At 66.5% G+C, this 20,230-nt stretch carries 18 protein-coding genes; 12 read left to right on the top strand and 6 right to left on the bottom strand.

Annotated elements, in window-relative coordinates:
- Both RR42_RS02180 and RR42_RS02175 read left to right on the top strand, forming a co-directional pair.
- Complete coding sequence (locus RR42_RS02180) at positions 1 to 987, top strand: Bug family tripartite tricarboxylate transporter substrate binding protein (protein ID WP_043343476.1); 987 nt, start codon at positions 1 to 3, stop codon at positions 985 to 987.
- 8 nt (positions 988 to 995) lie between these two features.
- Positions 996 to 2,621 carry a thiamine pyrophosphate-binding protein gene (locus tag RR42_RS02175; protein ID WP_043343473.1) on the top strand — a complete coding sequence of 542 codons (1,626 nt, stop codon included), beginning with the start codon at positions 996 to 998 and terminating at the stop codon, positions 2,619 to 2,621.
- Between the two features lie 20 nt (positions 2,622 to 2,641).
- On the opposite strand, the gene RR42_RS02170 is transcribed toward RR42_RS02175, so the two are convergent.
- Entirely contained in the window at positions 2,642 to 3,412 is a 771-nt protein-coding gene (locus RR42_RS02170; protein WP_052494411.1) for a sulfite exporter TauE/SafE family protein, read from the bottom strand.
- Positions 3,413 to 3,594: 182 nt separating this feature from the next.
- On the opposite strand from RR42_RS02170, the gene RR42_RS02165 reads away from it, so the two are divergent.
- Both RR42_RS02165 and RR42_RS02160 read left to right on the top strand, forming a co-directional pair.
- Positions 3,595 to 4,533: a LysR substrate-binding domain-containing protein gene (locus tag RR42_RS02165; RefSeq protein ID WP_043343471.1), complete on the top strand. Its 939-nt coding sequence runs from the start codon at positions 3,595 to 3,597 to the stop codon at positions 4,531 to 4,533.
- A gap of 102 nt (positions 4,534 to 4,635) precedes the next feature.
- Positions 4,636 to 5,619 (top strand): tripartite tricarboxylate transporter substrate binding protein, encoded by a 984-nt coding sequence (locus RR42_RS02160; protein ID WP_043343469.1) that lies wholly within the window; start codon positions 4,636 to 4,638, stop codon positions 5,617 to 5,619.
- A gap of 128 nt (positions 5,620 to 5,747) precedes the next feature.
- Here RR42_RS02160 and RR42_RS02155 read toward each other — a convergent pair whose 3' ends face one another.
- Both RR42_RS02155 and RR42_RS02150 read right to left on the bottom strand, forming a co-directional pair.
- Positions 5,748 to 6,302: a single-stranded DNA-binding protein gene (locus tag RR42_RS02155; RefSeq protein ID WP_043343468.1), complete on the bottom strand. Its 555-nt coding sequence runs from the start codon at positions 6,300 to 6,302 to the stop codon at positions 5,748 to 5,750.
- 197 nt (positions 6,303 to 6,499) lie between these two features.
- Positions 6,500 to 7,756: an MFS transporter gene (locus RR42_RS02150; protein WP_043343467.1), complete on the bottom strand. Its 1,257-nt coding sequence runs from the start codon at positions 7,754 to 7,756 to the stop codon at positions 6,500 to 6,502.
- Between the two features lie 393 nt (positions 7,757 to 8,149).
- Between RR42_RS02150 and uvrA the strand changes: the two genes are divergently transcribed.
- The 3 genes from uvrA to RR42_RS02135 all read left to right on the top strand — a co-directional run bounded on the left by uvrA (position 8,150) and on the right by RR42_RS02135 (position 11,967).
- On the top strand, positions 8,150 to 11,014 hold the full coding sequence (gene uvrA / locus RR42_RS02145) for an excinuclease ABC subunit UvrA (protein ID WP_043343466.1): 2,865 nt from the start codon (positions 8,150 to 8,152) through the stop codon (positions 11,012 to 11,014).
- Positions 11,015 to 11,019: 5 nt separating this feature from the next.
- Complete coding sequence (locus RR42_RS02140) at positions 11,020 to 11,370, top strand: hypothetical protein (protein ID WP_043343462.1); 351 nt, start codon at positions 11,020 to 11,022, stop codon at positions 11,368 to 11,370.
- A 111-nt stretch (positions 11,371 to 11,481) separates the two neighbouring features.
- Positions 11,482 to 11,967 carry an adenosine-specific kinase gene (locus RR42_RS02135; protein ID WP_043343461.1) on the top strand — a complete coding sequence of 162 codons (486 nt, stop codon included), beginning with the start codon at positions 11,482 to 11,484 and terminating at the stop codon, positions 11,965 to 11,967.
- A gap of 28 nt (positions 11,968 to 11,995) precedes the next feature.
- On the opposite strand, the gene RR42_RS02130 is transcribed toward RR42_RS02135, so the two are convergent.
- Positions 11,996 to 13,681 carry a Na/Pi cotransporter family protein gene (locus RR42_RS02130; protein ID WP_043343458.1) on the bottom strand — a complete coding sequence of 562 codons (1,686 nt, stop codon included), beginning with the start codon at positions 13,679 to 13,681 and terminating at the stop codon, positions 11,996 to 11,998.
- Between the two features lie 270 nt (positions 13,682 to 13,951).
- Positions 13,952 to 14,524 (bottom strand): adenine phosphoribosyltransferase, encoded by a 573-nt coding sequence (locus RR42_RS02125; protein ID WP_043343457.1) that lies wholly within the window; start codon positions 14,522 to 14,524, stop codon positions 13,952 to 13,954.
- Between the two features lie 161 nt (positions 14,525 to 14,685).
- On the opposite strand from RR42_RS02125, the gene RR42_RS02120 reads away from it, so the two are divergent.
- Together RR42_RS02120 and RR42_RS02115 are read left to right on the top strand one after the other, a co-directional pair.
- Positions 14,686 to 15,264 carry a DJ-1/PfpI family protein gene (locus tag RR42_RS02120; protein ID WP_043343454.1) on the top strand — a complete coding sequence of 193 codons (579 nt, stop codon included), beginning with the start codon at positions 14,686 to 14,688 and terminating at the stop codon, positions 15,262 to 15,264.
- 68 nt (positions 15,265 to 15,332) lie between these two features.
- Positions 15,333 to 15,716, top strand: a complete 384-nt coding sequence (locus RR42_RS02115; protein WP_043343452.1) for a ribbon-helix-helix domain-containing protein — start codon at positions 15,333 to 15,335, stop codon at positions 15,714 to 15,716.
- 38 nt (positions 15,717 to 15,754) lie between these two features.
- Here RR42_RS02115 and RR42_RS02110 read toward each other — a convergent pair whose 3' ends face one another.
- Complete coding sequence (locus RR42_RS02110) at positions 15,755 to 17,734, bottom strand: monovalent cation:proton antiporter family protein (RefSeq protein WP_043343448.1); 1,980 nt, start codon at positions 17,732 to 17,734, stop codon at positions 15,755 to 15,757.
- Positions 17,735 to 17,885: 151 nt separating this feature from the next.
- On the opposite strand from RR42_RS02110, the gene RR42_RS02105 reads away from it, so the two are divergent.
- From RR42_RS02105 to lptA, 3 genes are read left to right on the top strand one after another with little or no spacing between them, the layout of a single operon-like run.
- Positions 17,886 to 18,869, top strand: coding sequence for a KpsF/GutQ family sugar-phosphate isomerase (locus RR42_RS02105; protein ID WP_043343445.1), 984 nt, complete (start codon positions 17,886 to 17,888; stop codon positions 18,867 to 18,869).
- Positions 18,870 to 18,884: 15 nt separating this feature from the next.
- Positions 18,885 to 19,511 (top strand): LPS export ABC transporter periplasmic protein LptC, encoded by a 627-nt coding sequence (gene lptC / locus RR42_RS02100; protein WP_043343442.1) that lies wholly within the window; start codon positions 18,885 to 18,887, stop codon positions 19,509 to 19,511.
- Positions 19,512 to 19,565: 54 nt separating this feature from the next.
- On the top strand, positions 19,566 to 20,210 hold the full coding sequence (gene lptA, locus RR42_RS02095; RefSeq protein WP_043343440.1) for a lipopolysaccharide transport periplasmic protein LptA: 645 nt from the start codon (positions 19,566 to 19,568) through the stop codon (positions 20,208 to 20,210).
- The last annotated feature ends 20 nt before the right edge of the window (positions 20,211 to 20,230 follow it).

Raw genomic sequence — 20,230 nt, 5'->3', positions numbered from 1 at the left:
ATGAACAAGAAGAAGACATTGCGCGCAGCGGCATTCGCCGCGATGCTGCTCTGCGTTGGCGGCCTTGCATCGGCCGATAGCCCCCCCGCGCGGCCGATTACCGTTGTGGTGCCTTACAGCCCCGGCGGGGATGCGGACCTGTCGGCGCGCAACCTATCCGCCGGGGTAAGGAACATCACCGGCGAAATCCTGGTCGTCGTCAACAAGGCCGGAGCCGGGGGCGCCATCGGCTCGCAGCTTGTGCGCGACGCCAAGCCAAACGGGCAGACGCTGCTGCTCGGGCGCGTCGGCGCGCAGGCGATCCTGCCGGCGCTGCAGCCCGACCTGGGCTACAAGTGGAATGACTTCACGCTACTCGGTCTGCTGGAGTTGAACCCGGTGGTCTGCGTGGTCAGGACGGCAGCCGCCTACAAGACGCTGGACGACCTGCTCGCCGCCATCCGCAGGCAGCCCGGCAAGCTGAACTACAGCACCTCCGGCCCTGGCACGGTGCTGAACCTGACCACCCAGGCCTTGCTGCAATCGGCGCGGCTCGACAAACAGGCCGTGGTACAGGTCGCCTACAAGGGTGGCGGGGAAGCTACCGCAGCGGTACTCTCCAGCGAGGTCGATTTCACCTGCAACAACCTGACCGCATTGATCGGGAATATCAAGGGCGGGAAACTGCGCGCGCTGGTGACCACCTCGCCGCAGCGCCTGCCGGACCTGCCCGACGTGCCGACCGCAAGCGAGACCGGCCATCCCAGGCTAGAAGCGCTCAACGGCTGGAGCGCGCTGTATGGCCCGCCTGGCATGGACCCGAGCCTGGTGGAAAAATGGGCGACGGTGCTGCCGAAGGTCGCGAGCGATCCGCAGTGGAAGACCGGGGTCCTGACCATTGCCTCGATCCCCATGGTCATGTCGCCATCCGAGACGCACAAGTTTGTCGAAGCCCAGGTGGCAATGTACGAGCAACTGGGCAAGTCCCTCAACATCCAGCTCAAATAGGAACTCCAATGGCGAAGTCCCATCGCGGCGCCGATGCGCTGGCAGGCACGCTGGCCAAGGCCGGCGTCAGGCGCATATTCACCTTGTCGGGCAATCACATCATGCCGGTGTTCGATGCCTGCCTGGAAGCGGAAATCGCGTTGATCCACACGCGGCATGAAGCCGCCACCGTGCACATGGCCGATGCGTGGTCGCGTATCACGGGAGAAGTCGGCATGGCGATGGTCACCGGCGGGCCCGGTCACGCCAACGCGGTATCCGCGCTCTACACCGCGCAGATGTCGGAGGCGCCGCTGGTGCTGCTGTCGGGCCATGCGCCGAACAGCCAGCGCGGCTTTGGGGCCTTCCAGGAAATGCGGCAAGCCGAGATGGCCGCACCAGTCACCAAGGCGTCGTGGGCCAGCGCCAGCGCTGACACCGTTGCTGCCGATATCGCGCTGGCCATGCGCATCGCGCAATCCGGGCGGCCCGGCCCGGTGCACTTGAGTCTGCCCACCGACGCATTGGAGAATGCCGTGACCCGTGCTGGCGAGCCTGCCTCGATCGCTGCGCCGCAGGAGGCGCCTGCGTTCGATGCGCGGACCGCGTCCGAGGTGCTGGCGGCATTGGCAGCGGCAAAGCGCCCGCTGATCCTCGCCGGCCCCGCCTGGCTCACCGCAAGCGGGCGCAGCCGCACCGCGGAGCTGGAAGCGCGCACCGGCATTCCCGTCGTCGGCATGGAAAGCCCACGTGGCAATAACGATCCGAGCCTTGGCGCGTTCGGGCAGATGCTGGCGCAGGCCGACTGCATATTGCTGCTGGGCAAACGCCTCGACTTCACGCTGAAGTTCGGCCGCCCCCCCGCCTTCGCTGCCGACTGCAACTTCCTGCAGATCGACGCGGACGATGCCGAGCTTGAGCGCAGCCGCCGTGCGGCTGGCGCCCGCGTGCTGCTCGCGCGGCGCGCGGATGTCGGCAGCGCCATCGCGCAGCTGCTCGCCTGCGCGACCGGCAGGGAGCAGCATTGCGCATGGCTTGAGGATGTGAAGGCTGCTATCCGCTATCGTCCCGAAGCATGGAAAACCGCATCGTCGAGGGGCGCGCTGCACCCGGCCCAGGTCTGTAGCCCCCTGCAGCCGATCCTGGAAAGTCATCCGGAGGCGGTGCTGGTCTCCGACGGTGGCGAATTCGGGCAGTGGGCGCAAGCCTGCCTGCAAGCACCGCACCGCGTCATCAACGGGCCGGCGGGCGCCATCGGCAGCGCCCTGCCAATGGCACTGGCGGCGCGCTTGGCCAAGCCGGACGCGCCGGTCATCGCCATGATGGGCGATGGCACCACGGGCTTTCATATCGCTGAGTTCGACACAGCGGTCCGCTACGGCCTGCCCTTCGTCGCCGTGGTCGGCAACGACGCGCGCTGGAACGCGGAGTACCAGATCCAGCTCAACAGCTACGGCAAGGACAGGCTGGTGGGATGCGAACTGCTGCCCACGCGATACGACCAGGTCTGCGCGGCATTTGGCGGATACGGTGAATTCGTGCAGGCGCCGGAGCAGTTGTTGCCGGCCGTGCAGCGCGCCATTGCATCGGGCCGGCCGGCCTGCGTCAATGTGCGAATGGAAGGGGTGCCCGCACCGGTCGTGGCACGCAAGTGAAAAGCGCGGCGCGCCGGGCCTTATCCCAGCGCGCTGCGATAAATCAGGCCGAAGCCTGCGGAGATCAGGATGGCCCATACGACGCGGATAACCTTGTCCGGCGCGATACGCCGGTGCAGCCAGCCGCCCATGAAGTAGCCGGCGATGGCGCACGGCATCAGCATCGCCGCCAGCGCGAAGATCGCGGTATTGGCATAGAGTCCCGCTACCGCGAAAAGGATCAGCCTGCCGAACGCAGTCAGCACGATCAGCGTGCTGGTAGTGGCCCGCAACTGCGCGGCGTCCCGCAACCGTCCAGCCAGGTAGATTGTGTACAGCGGACCGCCGGTACCGAACATCGCGGTCAACATGCCCCCTACTACGCCGAATGGCACCGACAGCCGCGGATCCAACTCGCTGAAGCCGCGCTTGAACAGCAGGTTCCACGCGGGATACAGCAGCACGAACAAACCGAGCAACAGCAGCAGCGGACGCTCGGGCGCGAACATCAGCAGCGCCAGGCCCGAGATCATGCCCACCAGCACGCTCGGCATCAGCCTGCGCAACTCGCCCACATGCACGTGGCTACGGCTGCGCATGCCCAGCAGGGTTCCCGCGACAAGATCGAAGAACAGGATCATCGGCACCGCGGTGCGCAGCGGAACGATCTGCGTGAGCAGCGGCATCGCCATGATGGAAGAGCCGAAGCCGGTGAGCCCGAAGATCGTATAGGCCCACAGCACGATCGGCACCAGGCAGGCGAGTTGGAGGGGCGTCAGCTGGGTCTGCGACAGCAGGAGTTCGATCAGCAAAATAGGCGGGCAAGGAGCAATGCGGGGGGCAGTTCCATCATAGGAGGCAACTCCTTGCCGAGTCAACTAGCTCATCTATATGATTTGACGAAAACGGCAACAGGCACGAGATGGCTATCGGCCCTGCCGCGCGCGGAGGCACAATACGGCGGTCTTACGGGCATCGAAAGCGGGAAATAAACATGGAACTTCGGCAGCTGCGCTACTTCGTGCAAGTGGTGGAACTGGGCAGCATGGGGCAGGCAGCCCAGAAGCTGGGCGTGGTGACCTCGGCATTGAGCCAGCAGATCAGCCGGCTCGAGAACGAGCTGTCGACCCGTCTGCTGCAAAGGACCTCGAGCGGGGTCGTGCCCACCGACGCCGGCCTGGCCTTCTGGCGGCAGGCGCAACTGGCGATCCGCCACGCCGACGACGCCGTGCGCGCCGCGCAGTTGGCACGCCTGTCCGGCCATGTCAGCGTGGGCATGGCGCCGAGTACGATCGCCGTGCTCGGCTTGCCCTTCATGCTGGCCATGCGCGAGCGCTACCCCGATATCCGGCTGCATCTGATCGAGAACCTGTCCGGCAACCTGGCGTCGATGATCGGCGCGCGGCAACTCGACCTCGCCATACTGTTCCAGGTCGAAGGTACCCAGCGCTGGAGCGTGGTGCCGCTGCTCGACGAGCGGCTGTTCGTCATCGCCAAGGAGGGGCTCCCCGGATTGCCAGTGGCTGCCCCCGTGCAGCTCGAGCAACTTGGCAACCTGCCGCTGATCCTGCCAAGCAGCCCACACGGCTTGCGCGCCTTGCTCAATGCCGCGTTTGCGCGCAGCCGGCATCCGCTCAACGTCATTGCCGAGATCGACGGGCTGGCGATGCTGATGGATGCGGTGCGCGCCGGCCTCGGCGCCACCATCCAACCAGGCGCGGCGGTGGCCCGGCTGATCGGCGAGCCGCTGCGCATGATGGAAATCGCCGACAGCAGCAGCACCGGCACGGTCCATCGGCCCAACCTGCTGGTCAGCCTCTGCGACGAGGAACTCTCCCCGGCCGGGCTGGCGGCCCGCACCGTGCTGGCCAGCGTGACCCGCGCACTGGTCGAGGACGGGCGCTGGCCCGGTGCCACTCTTCACAAAGCCTGAAGACCCCATCCCGGAACGTGACTGGCGCCGGCCTGTGGCGCTACGTACAGTCTTGCCAGCCCCGCCAATTCCAATTACCAGAACGTTCCCGCAGGAGACAAGATGAAGTCCACCGCACGCTGCGCCGTGATCGCCAGCATCTTCGGCACCGCCCTCATGTCGGCAGGTATCGTCGCGTTCGCGGCGGACAACTGGCCCGCCAAGCCGATCTCGCTGGTCGTCCCGTTTGCCGCCGGCGGCACCACCGACATCATCGGCCGCACCATCGGCCAGAAGCTCGGTGAAGCGTTGCGCCAACCGGTGGTGGTCGACAACCGGCCCGGCGCTGGCGGCACGCTCGGCGCCGCCAACGTGGCAAGGGCGCAGGCCGATGGCTACACCTTCCTGCTCGCCACCATCGCACACACGATGGCGCCCGGCATCTACAAGACGCTCCCCTACGACTTCACCAAGGACCTCGACCCGATCGGCATGGTCGCGCTGACGCCCAACGTGTTGCTGGTCAACCAGTCTATCCCGGCCAGGTCCGTGCCGGAACTGATCGCCTACATCAAGGCGCATCCGGGCAAGGTCAACTACGGCTCCGCCGGCATCGGCAGCACCGAGCACCTCTCCGGCGAGCTGTTCCGCTCGATGACGGGCACCGACATCGCCCACGTGCCCTACAAGGGCGGCGCCCCGATGATGACGGACCTGATCGCCGGGCAGATCCAGATGGCCATCGAAACCAGCCCCTCCGCCGCGCCCCACGTGCGCAGCGGCAAGGTGAAGGCGCTCGCTGTCACCACTGCAAAACGGTCATTCGCCTACCCCGGCGTCCCGACGCTCGACGAGAGCGGCGTCAAAGGATTCGAGGTAACAACGTGGTACGCGCTGATGGCGCCGCGTGGCACGCCGCCTGCGATCGAGCAGCGGGTGATCACCGAGCTGGCAAGAGTCTTGAAACTGCCCGAGGTGCAGAAACGCTTCGAGGAGCAAGGCGTAACGGCAGGCGATATGGCGCCGGCAAGGTTGGCCGGGTTTATTCGTTTGGAGACCACCAAGTGGACCAAGGTGGCCAAGGACTCGGGGGCGACCGCGGAGTGAAGCGCGGGGGCCTTCGAGGGGCCAACGAACAAAAAAAACCCGGAAATCATTGATTCCCGGGTTTTTTTGTGCCGGTGCAGGCCGTACCGATTGTGTCGGCCTGGGATGGCTAGGATGCTCCAGAACGGTTAGAACGGAATATCGTCGTCCATGTCTTCAAAGCCATTCGACGGAGCCTGCTGCTGGCGACGCGCGCCACCGGCACCCTGCTGGCCACCGGCAGCCTGGCCGCCACCACTGCGCGCACCGCCGCCGTAACCACCGCCGCCCGACGATTCGCGGCCACCACCGTAGCCACCGCCGCCACCGCCCATGTCGTCGCCACCGCCACCGCCGCCGCCCATGCCCTGGCGCGAGCCCAGCATCTGCATTTGCTCAGCCACGATCTCGGTGCTGTACTTTTCCGCGCCGGACTGGTCGGTCCACTTGCGGGTGCGGATGCGCCCTTCGATATAGACCTGCGAGCCCTTGCGCAGGTACTGGCCGGCGATCTCGGCCAGCTTGCCAAAGAAGGCGATGCGGTGCCACTCGGTGGCTTCCTTCATCTCGCCGCTGGTCTTGTCCTTGTAACGATCGGTGGTCGCCAGGCGGATGTTGCTCACGGCGTCGCCGCTGGGCAGGTAGCGGGTTTCCGGATCCGCGCCCAGGTTGCCGACGAGGATGACTTTGTTGATCGATGCCATGTGAATGTTCTCCCAGGGCCACGCCCTCTGCTGCAAGCGGCGTGGCGATGCCTTGACTGTTGACTGATGCGTAAACGAATAACGCGCCCCCGGCCAAGAAGTCGGGCGCGCGGTCATGCTAGTGCCTAATTACGGCAAAAAGCTATACGAAGTGATGCGAGCAGCCCTTACGGACCGATGACCGCGGGCTGCCAACTTCAGGCAGCGACGGCCTGGGCACTGCTTTTCCGGGCCGGCGGCGACTTCATGTTCCAGGCGATTATAAGCCAGAGGAGGAGCACCACGGCGCAGCCGATGAAGACCGCGCTGCGGCCTTCGTGCTTGAGCAGCCAGCCGCCCACGGCGCCCCCCAGGAACAGGCCCATCGCCTGCGTGGTGTTGTAGATGCCAAGCGCCGCCCCGCGCGCGGCGGCGGCGTAGCGCGATACCAGCGAGGGCTGCATGGCTTCGAGCACGTTGAAGGCCACGAAAAACAACAGCAGCACGCCCACGATGCCCCACAGGCCGTGCACGGCGGCAAACAGCAGCTGCACCGCGGTCATCAGGCCGACCGCGCCGAGCAGCACGGGGCGTACCTTGCCATAACGCTCGGCGGCCATCATCGGCCCGAGCATCAGCACGAAGGACACCAGCACCACCGGCAGGTAGACCTTCCAGTGCTGGTCCAGCGGCATGCCGGCATCGCTGAGCATGGCCGGCACCACCATGAACATGGCCACCTGCGACGCGTGCAGTGCCAGCACGCCCACGTTCAGGCGGATCAGGTCGGGGTTGAGCAGCACGCTGCGAAACGGCAGCCGCACGGGATGCGGCGGCGGCGGGGTGGGCACCAGGAACAGGGTCACCAGGATGGCGACCACGCCCAGCAGCGACATCAGCGTGAAGATCCCGGGCATGCCGATGCTGTGCAGCAGCGGCGAGGCAATCACCAGCGACAGCGCGAAGGTCAGGCCGATGCTGCCGCCCACCATGGCCATGGCCTTGGTGCGATGCTGCTCGCGGGTCAGGTCGGCGATGCAGGCCGTGATGGCAGCGGAGATCGCGCCCATGCCTTGCAGCGAGCGGCCGATGATGATGCCGGACAGCGTGTCGGAGTTGGCCGCCACCAGCCCGCCGGCGACAAACAGCAGCAGGCCCGCCACCATCACCGGCTTGCGGCCGACGCGGTCGGACAGCCAGCCCAGAGGAATGTGCAGGAAAGCTTGCATCAGGCCGTAGATGCCCATGGCCAGGCCCACGCGCTGGGCGTCGTGCCCATCGGGCAGGCCATGCGCGTACTCGGCGAACACGGGCAGGATCAGGAACAGGCCCAGCATGCGCAGCGCAAAAATACTGGCGAGCGAAATGCTGGCCCGCACTTCCATGCCGGTCATGCGGTCGCGCCCGGCAGCGGGCTGAACCTTGGAATCGTCGGCCTTGGCCGCATCTTGGGAGGAGCTATGGATCGACGGCATTGCGATCGTGGGGAATTTCTATGACGGATTGCCGGGTCGTGCACCGCGCACGCACCGCATCACCCCAATGCTGACGGGGCGGCGACAACTTCGATCCATGGCCGGAGCGGAAGTTGCGGCGCTTCTGCCACCGTTGCTGCAGGGCGCAGTCTAATGGCCCAAGCAACCCCCGGAAACCGAAGTTCGGTATATTAACAGGTTTGCTCCGCTGCGCTTTCGGCTCCAAATCGGACACTGCAGGACACCGCGAGCCCCGGCACGGGCCGGCAAAAGCCGGCCTGTGACTGGCTGAAGCCGGTCGCAGCTCTGCTGGCATGCATTTTTTCTTGAAATTCCGTGAGACCCGGCCTGTCGACCCGACCGGCGGCCCCGCCTGGCGAAGACAATCGGTATATGGAAGAAATTAGAATCCGTGGTGCCCGTACCCACAACCTGAAGAACATCAATCTCGATCTGCCGCGCAACAAGCTGATCGTGATTACCGGGCTGTCCGGATCGGGCAAGTCCTCGCTCGCCTTCGATACCCTGTACGCGGAGGGCCAGCGCCGCTACGTGGAGTCGCTGTCGGCCTACGCGCGCCAGTTCCTGCAGCTGATGGAAAAGCCGGACGTCGACCTGATCGAGGGGCTATCGCCCGCGATCGCCATCGAACAGAAGGCAACCAGCCACAACCCGCGCTCAACCGTGGGCACGGTCACCGAGATCCACGACTACCTGCGGCTGCTGTTCGCGCGCGCCGGCACGCCTTACTGCCCCGACCACAACCTGGCGTTGCAGGCGCAAAGCGTCTCGCAGATGGTCGACGCCGCGCTGGCGCTGCCGGAAGACACCAAGCTGATGATCCTGGCGCCGGTGGTGGCCAACCGCAAGGGCGAACACTCCGACCTGTTCGACACCATGCAGGCGCAGGGTTTCGTGCGCTTTCGCATCCGCTCCGGCGGCGGCACCACGCATGAGGCACCGGCGGTGGTCTACGAGGTGGATGCGCTGCCCAAGCTGAAAAAAACCGAGAAGCATTCCATCGACGTGGTGGTGGATCGCGTCAAGGTGCGCCCGGACATCAAGCAACGACTGGCGGAATCGTTTGAGACCGCGCTGCGCCTGGCCGACGGCCGCGCCATCGCGCTGGAGATCGACACCAGCCAGGAGCACGGGTTCAGCTCCAAATTTGCCTGCCCGATCTGCTCGTACTCGCTGCAGGAACTGGAGCCGCGGCTGTTCTCGTTCAACAACCCGATGGGCGCCTGCCCGAGCTGCGACGGCCTGGGCCAGATCACCTTCTTCGACCCCAAGCGGGTGGTGGCCTTCCCTAACCTGTCGCTGGCCTCGGGCGCCATCAAGGGCTGGGACCGCCGCAACCAGTTTTACTTCCAGATGCTGCAAAGCCTGGCGGCCTACTACGGCTTCGAGCTCGATACGGCCTTCGAGGACCTGCCGGCCGAGGTGCAGGAAGTCGTGCTGCACGGCTCGGGCGACGTGGAGATCCCGTTCACCTACATGAACGAACGTGGCCGCACCACGGTGCGCGAGCATGCCTTCGAGGGCATCATTCCCAACCTGGAGCGCCGCTACCGCGAGACCGACTCCATCGCGGTGCGCGAGGAGCTCGCCAAGTACCAGAACAACCAGGCCTGCCCCGCCTGCCACGGTACCCGCCTGCGCACCGAGGCGCGCCACGTCAAGCTGGGCGAAAACGACCAGGCGCGCGCCATCTACGAAATCAACGGCTGGCCGCTGCGCGACGCGCTCACCTATTTCCTGACGCTGGACATGCACGGCGCCAAGCGCGAGATCGCCGACAAGATCGTCAAGGAAATCAGCGCGCGCCTGAACTTCCTCAACAACGTGGGCCTGGATTACCTGTCGCTCGAGCGCAGCGCCGACACGCTGTCGGGCGGCGAGGCGCAGCGTATCCGGCTGGCGTCGCAGATCGGCTCCGGCCTGACCGGCGTGATGTACGTGCTGGACGAACCTTCCATCGGCCTGCACCAGCGCGACAACGACCGCCTGATCGGCACGCTCAAGCACCTGCGCGACATCGGCAACTCCGTGCTGGTGGTGGAGCACGACGAAGACATGATCCGCGCCTGCGACTACGTGGTCGACATCGGCCCGGGCGCCGGCGTGCACGGCGGCATGATCGTGGCCGAAGGCACGCCGCAGCAGATCGAGCAGTCGGCCAATTCGCTCACCGGGCAGTACATGTCCGGCGCGCGCCGCATCGAGGTGCCGAAAGAGCGCGCCGCGCCCGACGAGGAAAAGCTGCTGCGCATCATCAACGCAACCGGCAACAACCTGCGCAACGTCAGCGCCGAGATCCCGGTGGGCCTGCTCACCTGCGTGACCGGCGTGTCCGGCTCGGGCAAGTCGACGCTGATCAACGACACGCTCTACCACGCGGTGGCGCGCCACCTGTATGGCTCCACGGCGGAGCCGGCCGCGCACGACCGCATCGACGGGCTGGAGCATTTCGACAAGGTCATCAACGTCGACCAGAGCCCGATCGGCCGTACCCCGCGCTCCAACCCTGCTACGTACACCGGCCTGTTCACGCCGATCCGCGAGCTGTTCGCGGGCGTGCCCTCCGCCAAGGAGCGTGGCTACGATCCGGGCCGCTTCTCGTTCAACGTCAAGGGCGGGCGCTGCGAGGCCTGCCAGGGCGATGGCGTGATCAAGGTCGAGATGCATTTCCTGCCGGACGTGTACGTGCCTTGCGACGTCTGCCACGGCAAGCGCTACAACCGCGAAACGCTGGAGGTGCTCTACAAGGGCAAGAACATCCACGAAGTGCTCGACATGACGGTAGAGCACGCGCACGAGTTCTTCCTGGCGGTCCCTGTCGTGCGGCGCAAGCTCAAGACGCTGCTGGACGTGGGCCTTGGCTATATCCGGCTGGGCCAGTCCGCCACCACGCTCTCGGGCGGCGAGGCGCAGCGCGTCAAGCTGTCGCTGGAGCTGTCCAAGCGCGACACCGGGCGCACGCTCTACATCCTGGACGAGCCCACCACGGGCCTGCACTTCCACGATATCGAGCTGCTGCTCAAGGTCATCCACAAGCTGCGCGACCAGGGCAACACCGTGGTCATCATCGAGCACAACCTGGACGTGATCAAGACCGCGGACTGGCTGCTCGACATGGGCCCGGAGGGCGGCGCGGGCGGTGGCCAGGTAATCGCCAAGGGCACGCCGGAAACGGTGGCGGCAAGCCGCGCGAGCTTCACCGGCAAGTACCTGGCGCCGCTGCTAGAGCGCAGCTGACCACGGTGCGCAAGCGCTTCCGCCCCATCCTTTGCGCCTGGCAATGCGCGCTGCTGCTCGGCTGCGCCGCCGTTGCCGGCCCGGCCGTGGCGCAGGCCACCGTCACGCCGATCGACCTGGCCGCGCCGGCGGCACGAGCGCTCGATGAACCTGCAGCGCCAGCGGCATCCGCCCCGCCCGCGCAAGCGGCCCGGGAGGCCAGCGCCGCCGCCAGCGCTGCCCAGATACCTGCCAAGGCGAGCGGCGCTGTATCCGGCAATCTGGCGCTGACGCTGGGCGTCGCGGCCGTGCTTGTGGCCATCGCCGCGATGCTGCAGCGCGCGCGCCGCAGACGCCGCCCGCCTTGCTCGAAGTAGGCCTGCGCGGCGCCTTGCATTCGACCTTGCCCGGCCTACCATAGACTGCGGAAGGCCGCGCCTCTTGAAGCCCTTTCCGGGGCTGGCACAGGCCAATGCAGGAGCACGGCCATGGAACTCACCGTAGTGCCGATCGCCAAGCCCGAGGCGACCAACTTCATTTTCGGGCAATCGCACTTCATCAAGACCGTGGACGACATCCACGAGGCGCTGGCCAGCGCGGTGCCGGGCATCCGCTTTGGACTAGCGTTCTGCGAGGCCTCGGGCAAGCGCCTGGTGCGCTGGTCCGGCACCGACGAGGCGATGATCGACCTGGCGTGCCAGAACGCGCTGGCAATCGGCGCCGGCCACTGCTTCCTGCTGTTCCTTGGCGACGGCTTCTATCCGGTCAATGTGCTCGCGACCGTGCGCGCGGTGCCGGAGGTATGCCGCATCTATTGCGCCACGGCAAACCCGACCGAGGTGGTGGTAGCACAGACCGCGCAGGGGCGCGCGGTGCTTGGCGTGGTGGATGGCGCTTCGCCGCTCGGGCTGGAAACCGAGGCTGACATTGCCTCGCGGCGAAACCTGCTGCGGGAGATCGGCTACAAGCTATAGCCCTCCCTAGTGGCTCACTAGTGGCTTCTCAGTGCGCCTGCGCAGACGGCACCGCCCTGGCCGGGGGCTCGCCATCGTCTTCCTTCATGCGGCTGCGGTTAAGCACGCCAGCCTCTTCCAGCACCGTGTACGCGGTGGCGCAGAACAATGAGTTCAGGCGCTTGAGATCGCTGATCACGTCAAGGTGCAGCGAGCTGGTCTCGATGCTCTCGGCGGTCTGCACGGCAATGCGCTGCAGGTGGGTACGCGCGTACTGGCGCTCCATCTCGCGGAAGGTTGCCTTCTCCGCCATCAGCTGCTGCGCGCTTTTCAGGTCGCCGGAGAGAAAGACCGACAGCCCGAGCCGCAGGTTGGCCACCACGCGCGCGTGCATCTGCGAGATCTCCTGCATGCCCGCTTCCGAGAAGGCCAGGTTGTGTGCGATCTTCTTTTCGCGCGCGTCCTGCAGGATGCGCTCGATGATGTCGCCGGCGTGCTCGAGGTTGATGGTGAGCGAGATGATCTCCGTCCAGCGCCGGCCGTCGCGCTCATCCAGCGCCTCCAGGCTGATCCGGGTCAGGTAGAGCTTGATCGCGGTGTAGAGATCGTCCACCTCGTCGTCGATGCGGCAGGTGGCGGTAGCGAGCTTGGCATCGTTGGTGCGCAACACGCGCAGCATGTTGTCCAGCATCTGCTCGATGCGGTCGCCGATGCGCAGCACCTCGCGCGCGGCATTGGACAGCGCCAGCGCCGGCGTGGGCAGCGCGGCGGGATCGAGGTGACGCGGGGTGACCTGGCTGTCGCCGGTGTTGCGCCCGGGCAGCACCGCCTCGCACAGGCGCGCCAGCGGACCGGTGGCGCCCAGCAGCAGCACCGCCAGCGCCACATTGAAGAGCAGGTGGAAATTCACGACCAGCCGCTGCGGATCGGCATCGACCAGCGCCAGCAGGTGTTCGGCCTGCCCCAGCAAAGGCAGCGCGATCACGCAGCCGAGCAGGCGCGATAACAGATTGCCCAGCGTGACGCGCTTGCCGGGCTGGTTGTTGCCCGAGGTGGTCAGCAACGCGGAGATACCCGAGCCCAGGTTGGCGCCCAGCACCAGCGCCATCGCCACATGCAGGGACACCACCCCGGCCGAGGCCAGCGCCCCGCAGAACAGCACCACCGCCAGGCTCGAATAGCAAAGGATGGTCAGCAAGGCGCCAATCAGCATGTCCAGCGTTGGGTCTCCGGTGAGCGTGCCGAACAACACCTTGACGCCGGCCGCTTCCACCACGGGGCGGGTGGCAATGGAGATCAGTTCCAGCGCCAGCGTGATCAGCCCCAGGCCGATCAGCACGCGGCCCACGTGGCCAGGCTTGTTGCCCTTCCAGGACAGATGCAGGATCACGCCAACGAAGATCAGCAGCGGCGACAGCCAGGACAGGTCCAGCGAGAATACCTGCACCATGATGGCGGTGCCGACGTTGGCGCCCAGCATGATGGCCAGCGCCGGGGCCACGGCAATCAGGCCCTGGCCGACGAAGGAACTGACGATGACGGCGGTCGCGTTGCTGCTCTGGACCAGGCCGGTCACGCCAAGGCCGGCGGCAAAGGCCGTGAACCGGTTGGAAATGCTGGACGAAAGCACGTGGCGCAGGTTGGCGCCATACACGCGCAGGATGCCGACCTTGACGATGTTGGTGCCCCACACCAGCAGCGCCACGCCGGAAAGCAAATGAAGTAGTACGCCCATGCTGCGCCCTTATGCCCTTATGTGACCGGTGCCTCCATTGCGGATCGCAAGATTTCGCCCGGCCATCGTATCGTTGTCAATGGGGCATTATGCGCCCGCGGGCATGTGTGGGCAACGCCATGTCCACGCGGTGGAAATGGCCGCAAGCCCAATGCGCAGGCCGCTCGCGCCGGACGTGGCAAGTGCTGTGCGGCGATGCCGCCACGGCCTCGGCAGCGCGAGCGCCAGGCGCGGTGCCCGCGCCGCTCGGCGATCGGCCGTCAATGCGTGTCAATGCCCGTCAAAGCGGCAAACCGTGAACAGCGGCAGGCCGCTATCCAGCAGGTGGCGCGAGCCGCCGAGCTCGGGCAGGTCGACGATGGCGGCGCCTTCCACCACGGTGGCGCCCAGCCGCTCGAGCAGCTTGCGGCCAGCCATCATCGTGCCGCCCGTGGCGATCAGGTCGTCCACCAGCAGCACGCGCTCGCCCGGCTTGCAGGCATCGGCGTGGATCTCCACCGTGGCGCTGCCGTACTCCAGCTCATATTCCTCGGCCACGGTCTCGAACGGCAGCTTGCCCTTCTTGCGGATCGGCACGAAGCCCAGGTTCAGCTCGTACGCCACGATGGCGCCCAGGATAAAGCCGCGTGCGTCGATGCCGGCCACCACGTCGAGCTTGGCGTCCATGTAGCGGTGCACAAAAACATCGATCAGCACGCGCAGGGACTTGGGATCCTGCAGCAACGGCGTGATGTCGCGAAACATCACGCCGGGCTGCGGCCAGTCCGGCACGGTACGGATGCGTTCGCGCAGGTAGTGGGTAACGTCGCCAAGGGCGGACGACTGGATCGTGGTATTGGGCATGGGGACTCGTTCGGACAGCCCGCCAAATCGGCAAGCTGGATGCGGTAATGGGTTACCACCCGGGCTGCCGCAAACGGCAACACAATGGGCAACGCCTGGGCGGACGGCACGCTTTGCGGCGCGCCCCCACCGGGACACCCGTAACCATACAGGAGACAGCGATGGCGAAAAAGATCTTGATGCTGGTCGGCGACTACGCCGAAGACTATGAAACCATGGTGCCTTTCCAGGCACTCCAGATGGTGGGCCATACGGTCCATGCGGTGTGTCCGGACAAGGCGGCCGGCGCCAGCTGCCCAACCGCCATCCATGATTTCGAGGGCGACCAGACCTATAGCGAAAAGCGCGGCCACAACTTCGCGCTGAACGCGAGCTTTGCCGATGTGGATCCGGCGGCCTACGACGGGCTGGTCATTCCGGGCGGGCGCGCCCCGGAATACCTGCGCCTGAACGAGCGGGTGCTGGAGATCGTGCGGCACTTTGCCAGCACCAATAAGCCGATCGCCGCGGTGTGCCACGGCGCCCAGCTGCTAGCCGCGGCCGGCGTGCTGGAAGGCCGGACCTGCTCGGCCTATCCGGCCTGCGCGCCCGAAGTGCGCCTGGCGGGCGGAAAGTATGCCGACATTCCGGTCGATCAGGCCTACACCGATGGCAACCTGGTAAGCGCACCGGCCTGGCCCGCGCACCCGGCATGGCTGGCGCAGTTCCTTGCCGTCCTGGGCACCAAGATCGTACATTAGAGGCTTCCGAACGCGGCCCGCGAGCCTGCCCAGGGCGATCGCGGGCCGTCAAGCACGGGAGTTCTTGTATGTGTGAAATCTTCATCCGGGCCACCCCGCAGTCGTACCAGGGCCAGTCCCGCTCGCTCCGGCTGCATGGCGTAGCCACCAGCATCCGGCTGGAAAGCCTGTTCTGGGAAGTGCTCGAAACGCTGGCGCGCCGCGACGGCATGAGCGTGGGCCAGCTCATCACCCGGCTGCACGACGAACTGGTGGCCTATCGGGGCGAAGCGGCGAACTTCACGTCCTTCCTGCGCGTATGCTGCCTGCGCTACCTGATGCTGCAAGGCGAAGGCCGCATTCCCGCCGACCCGCGCATCCCGATCGGCTCGCTCGATGCGCGCTCCGTGCTGGAGGGCCTGCCGCCATCGTGGGCGGAAGAGGCGCACGCCGGCAGCCGCGTGGCGGCATGAACCCGAACTTGCGGCGCCACTGAGCGCATAGCGCAGGCTCAACCGGCCAGCATGCGCGCCTCGGCCGCTTCCAGCGCCTCTGGCTGGCCGCGCAAGACCACGATATCGCCCGGCTCCAGTACGGTATCGGGCTCTGGATCGAACGCGCGGATGCCACGCCGGCGCACCGCCGTCACCTCCACCCCGATACGGTCCAGCCCGAGCGCGCCGAGGCGCCGCCCCACCGACGTGGCCTCCGGGCCGAGCGAAATGGAGTGCAGCCGCACGGACTCTCGCTCCACCATGTCTTCCTCGTCGTCGCGGCCGTGGAAGTAGCCGCGCAGCAGGCTGTAGCGCGCATCGCGCGCCTCCTGCACCCCACGCACCACGCGCCGCATCGGCACGCCCAGCAGCACCAGCGCGTGCGAGGCCAGCATCAGGCTGCCCTCGATGCTTTCCGGCACCACCTCGGTGGCGCCCGCCTTTTGCAGGATATCGAGCTCCGAGTCGTCCATGGTGCGCACGATCACGGGCAGCGCCGGCTGCAGTTCCTGCACATGGTGCAGCACCTTGAGGGCCGAGGGCGTGTTGTTGTAAGTGATGACCAAGGCTGCCGCGCGATGCAGGCCCGCCGCGATCAGCGCCTCGCGCCGGCCGGCATCGCCGTACACCACCGTATCGCCCGCGCCGGCGGCTTCGCGCACCCGGTCCGGGTCGAGGTCCAGCGCCACGTAGGTAATGCCCTCGCGCTCCAGCATGTGCGCCAGGTTCTGGCCGCTGCGGCCAAACCCGCAGATGATGGCGTGCTTCTCGGTCTGCAGGCTCTGCACCGCGATGCGCGTCATGTTGAGCGACTGCATCAGCCATTCGTTGGCGGTAAAGCGCAGCACGATGGCGTCGCTGTACTGGATCAGGAACGGTGCTGCCAGCATCGACAACAGCATGGAGGCCAGGATGACCTGGATCAGCACCGGGTCGACCAGGTTCAGGCCGTCGATCTGGTTAAGCAGCACGAAGCCGAACTCGCCGGCCTGCGCCAGGCCCAGGCCGGTACGGATCGCCACCCCCTGGCGTGAACCGAACAAGCGGGCCAGGCCGGAGATCAGCACCAGCTTGAAGACAATGGGCACCACCAGCAGCGCCAGCACCAGCCACAAGTGATCGAGCACAACATGGATGTTGAGCAGCATGCCGATGGTGACGAAGAACAGCCCCAGCAGCACGTCGCGGAAGGGCTTGATGTCCTCCTCCACCTGATGGCGATAGGGCGTCTCGGAGATCAGCATGCCGGCCATGAAAGCGCCCAGCGCCATCGACAGGCCGAGCCGCTCGGTCAGCGCGGCCATGCCCAGCGTGACCAGCAGCAGGTTGAGCATGAACAGCTCTTGCGAGCGGCGCGCCGCCACGATGTGGAGCCAGCGGCTCACGAGACGCTGGCCGACGAAGAAGATCAGGCTCAGGGCCGCCACGATCTTCACCGTGGCCAGGCCCAGCGCCATCATCAGGTCGCCAGGATCGCGCGAGAGCGCCGGGATCACGATCAGCAGCGGCACCACGGCGAGATCCTGGAACAGCAGGATGCTGATGATGTTGCGCCCATGCTCGCTCTCAAGCTCCAGCCGCTCCGACAGCATCTTGGACACGATGGCGGTGGATGACATGGCCAGCGCCCCGCCCAGCGCCACCGAGGCCTGCCAGGACAGCGGAAACAGCCAGTTGAACGCCCAGCTCGCCGGAATCACGGCCAGCAGCGACAGCACCACCTGCGAGCCGCCCAGGCCGAACACCTGCCGTTTCATCGCCTTGAGCTTGCTCAGACTGAACTCCAGGCCGATCGAGAACATCAGGAAGACCACCCCGAACTCGGCCAGGTATTTGGTTTGCGCGGTATCGCTGGCCAGGCCGAGCGCGTGCGGCCCGATCAGGATGCCCACGACCAGGTACCCCAGCATCGGCGGCAACTGCAACATGCGAAACGCGACCACGCCAAACACGGCGGCGGCCAGCAGGACAAGGGTAAGGTCCAGCGGAGAGTGCATCGACAGGGTCAGGGTACGCCGCGCCGGGCACCGGGCCGGCCCGGTGCGGGCGGCCCTGCCGGCGGATTACGGCAAGCGCGATGGCCGCCCCGGCCGCCCAATCCCAGGAACAGCCCAAGCGCCATCGCATTCGTTGGTATACTTCGTCGCCATGATAGCTAATTTCAATGCGGATCGAGCACTTAGGCTCGCTCGCGAGACCCTCCAGATCGAAGCCGACGCCGTCGCCGCCCTCGCAGGCCGCCTGGACGACGAATTTGTGCAGGCCGTGCAACTGACGCTCAATTGCAGCGGACGCGTCGTCGTGTCCGGCATCGGCAAGTCGGGCCACATCGGCCGCAAGGTCGCGGCCACGCTGGCCTCGACCGGCACGCCCGCGTTTTTCGTGCATCCGGCCGAAGCCAGCCACGGCGACCTGGGCATGGTCACGCGCGACGACGTGCTGATCGCCTTTTCCAACTCCGGAGAGACCGCCGAGTTGCTTTCGATCGTCCCAATCGTCAAGCGCATCGGCGCCAAGCTCATCTCCGTGACCGGCAACCCCGCGTCCACGCTGGCCAAACTGGCCGACGCGCACCTCAATGCCGGCGTGGAAAAAGAAGCCTGCACGCTCAACCTGGCCCCGACCGCCAGCACCACCGCCGCACTCGCGATGGGCGACGCGCTCGCGGTGGCGGTGCTGGATGCCCGCGGCTTCGGCGAGGAAGACTTTGCCCGCTCGCATCCGGGCGGCGCGCTCGGGCGCAAGCTGCTGACCCACGTGCGCGACGTCATGCGCAGCGGCAACGCGGTGCCCAAGGTGCGCGCGAGCACGCCGCTGGCACAGGCCCTGATGGAAATCACCCGCAAAGGCATGGCAATGACCGCGGTGGTGGACCCGGACGACCGCCTGATCGGCGTCTTCACCGATGGCGACCTGCGCCGCCTGCTCGAAACCTCGCACGACTGGAAGACCGTACCCATCAGCGAGGTCATGCACCGCACACCGCATACCGTCGGACCGGACCAGCTGGCCGTCGAAGCCGTGCAGGTCATGGAGGCGAACCGCATCAACCAGATGCTGGTGGTCGACGCAGAGCAGCACCTGGTCGGCGCGCTCCACATCCATGACCTGACCCGCGCCAAGGTCATCTGAGGCCAGCCCATGCCTATGCGGGAAATCCTGTCCTCCCTGAGCCGGCTTGCCATGCGAGCCCTGCCCCTGCTGCTGATGGCACTGGTGGCGGGCAGCACCTTCTGGCTGGTGCAGGTCAACTCCCCGAAAGCAGCGGACACCGGGCCGGTAGGCAAGAAGCATGAACCGGATTACTACATGATCCGTTTCTCCGCGACCGAGCTTGCCGAGGACGGCAACACCAAGCTGCGCTTCACCGGCGACAAGATGATCCACTTCGAGGACGACCAGACCTACGAAGTGACGCGCCCGGCCATGCGCTCCTACGAAATCGACCGTCCGCCCGTCACCGGCCACTCCGATCGCGGCACGATGAACGCGGAAGGCTCGGTCATCGACCTGTTCGGCAACGCCTTCATCGTGCGCGCCCAGGGTCCCGACCCCGCCAAGGATCCACAGATGACAGCCGCCTCGGAGTATTTCCAGGTGCTCGTGAACGACGACATCGTCAAGACCGACAAGGCTGTCAAGCTGACCCGCGGCCCGTCGGTGATGACCGCCAACGGCCTGGTCTTCAACAATGTCACTCGCGAAGTACAATTGCTGGGTAACGTACGCGGCACCATCATCACGGGGCCGCCGCCGGCGAGTTCCGCGAAGTAGCCCTGAAGCCGCCCGCGGGCACCAGCCGCCCGCGTCAACCGCCATCACGCCAACATGAATCCATTCCCGACGACTTCGTCCTGTCTGCGCCGCAGCACGGCCGCTTTGCTGACGCTGGCCGCCGTCCTTGGCCTCACGCTGGCCGCGCCCGCCAGCGCCGAAAAGGCCGACCGCGAAAAGCCGCTGGTCCTGGAGGCCGACAATGCCAGCTACGATGACGTCAAGCAGGTCTATGTACTGACCGGCAACGTGGTGCTGACCAAGGGCACCATGGTGCTCAAATCCGACGCGGCCGAAGTCCGTACCGATCCCGAGGGCTACCAGTACGCGGTCGCGACCTCCAAGGGCGGCAAGCAAGCCTACATCCGCCAGAAGCGCGACAACGTCGACGAGTACATCGACGGCTGGGGCGACCGCATCGAGTATGACGGCAAGCAGGAGTTGTCCAAGCTGATCGGGCGCGCCCGCATGGCTCGCCTGGCCGGCGCCAAGCTGGTCGACGAGATCCGCGGCGCGGTGATCACCTATGACAGCCGCAACGAGTTCTACACGGCCAGCGGTGGCGCCGAGAACGCAACCGCGGGCAGCCCGTCGGGCCGCGTGCGCGCCGTGCTGTCGCCGCGCCAGGAGCAGCCCGCCAGCGGTGCCGCAGCCAGCCCGCTGCAGCTCAAGCCGGCAACCGCCCCCGTCAACCCCTGACCCACGGACTCTGACTTCTC

The sequence above is a fragment of the Cupriavidus basilensis genome, from assembly GCF_000832305.1.
Classification (GTDB): Bacteria; Pseudomonadota; Gammaproteobacteria; order Burkholderiales; family Burkholderiaceae; genus Cupriavidus; species Cupriavidus basilensis_F.
Note: the sequence above shows the minus strand (reverse complement) of the source record. Positions and strands in the feature narration are given on the sequence as shown.

Coding starts and splice junctions, on each gene's coding strand:
- RR42_RS02180 (WP_043343476.1), top strand. CDS start 1: ATGAACAAGAAGAAGACATTGCGCGCAGCGGCATTCGCCGCGATGCTG.
- RR42_RS02175 (WP_043343473.1), top strand. CDS start 996: ATGGCGAAGTCCCATCGCGGCGCCGATGCGCTGGCAGGCACGCTGGCC.
- RR42_RS02165 (WP_043343471.1), top strand. CDS start 3,595: ATGGAACTTCGGCAGCTGCGCTACTTCGTGCAAGTGGTGGAACTGGGC.
- RR42_RS02160 (WP_043343469.1), top strand. CDS start 4,636: ATGAAGTCCACCGCACGCTGCGCCGTGATCGCCAGCATCTTCGGCACC.
- RR42_RS02155 (WP_043343468.1), bottom strand. CDS start 6,302: ATGGCATCGATCAACAAAGTCATCCTCGTCGGCAACCTGGGCGCGGAT.
- RR42_RS02150 (WP_043343467.1), bottom strand. CDS start 7,756: ATGCCGTCGATCCATAGCTCCTCCCAAGATGCGGCCAAGGCCGACGAT.
- uvrA (WP_043343466.1), top strand. CDS start 8,150: ATGGAAGAAATTAGAATCCGTGGTGCCCGTACCCACAACCTGAAGAAC.
- RR42_RS02135 (WP_043343461.1), top strand. CDS start 11,482: ATGGAACTCACCGTAGTGCCGATCGCCAAGCCCGAGGCGACCAACTTC.
- RR42_RS02130 (WP_043343458.1), bottom strand. CDS start 13,681: ATGGGCGTACTACTTCATTTGCTTTCCGGCGTGGCGCTGCTGGTGTGG.
- RR42_RS02125 (WP_043343457.1), bottom strand. CDS start 14,524: ATGCCCAATACCACGATCCAGTCGTCCGCCCTTGGCGACGTTACCCAC.
- RR42_RS02120 (WP_043343454.1), top strand. CDS start 14,686: ATGGCGAAAAAGATCTTGATGCTGGTCGGCGACTACGCCGAAGACTAT.
- RR42_RS02115 (WP_043343452.1), top strand. CDS start 15,333: ATGTGTGAAATCTTCATCCGGGCCACCCCGCAGTCGTACCAGGGCCAG.
- RR42_RS02110 (WP_043343448.1), bottom strand. CDS start 17,734: ATGCACTCTCCGCTGGACCTTACCCTTGTCCTGCTGGCCGCCGCCGTG.
- RR42_RS02105 (WP_043343445.1), top strand. CDS start 17,886: ATGATAGCTAATTTCAATGCGGATCGAGCACTTAGGCTCGCTCGCGAG.
- lptC (WP_043343442.1), top strand. CDS start 18,885: ATGCGGGAAATCCTGTCCTCCCTGAGCCGGCTTGCCATGCGAGCCCTG.
- lptA (WP_043343440.1), top strand. CDS start 19,566: ATGAATCCATTCCCGACGACTTCGTCCTGTCTGCGCCGCAGCACGGCC.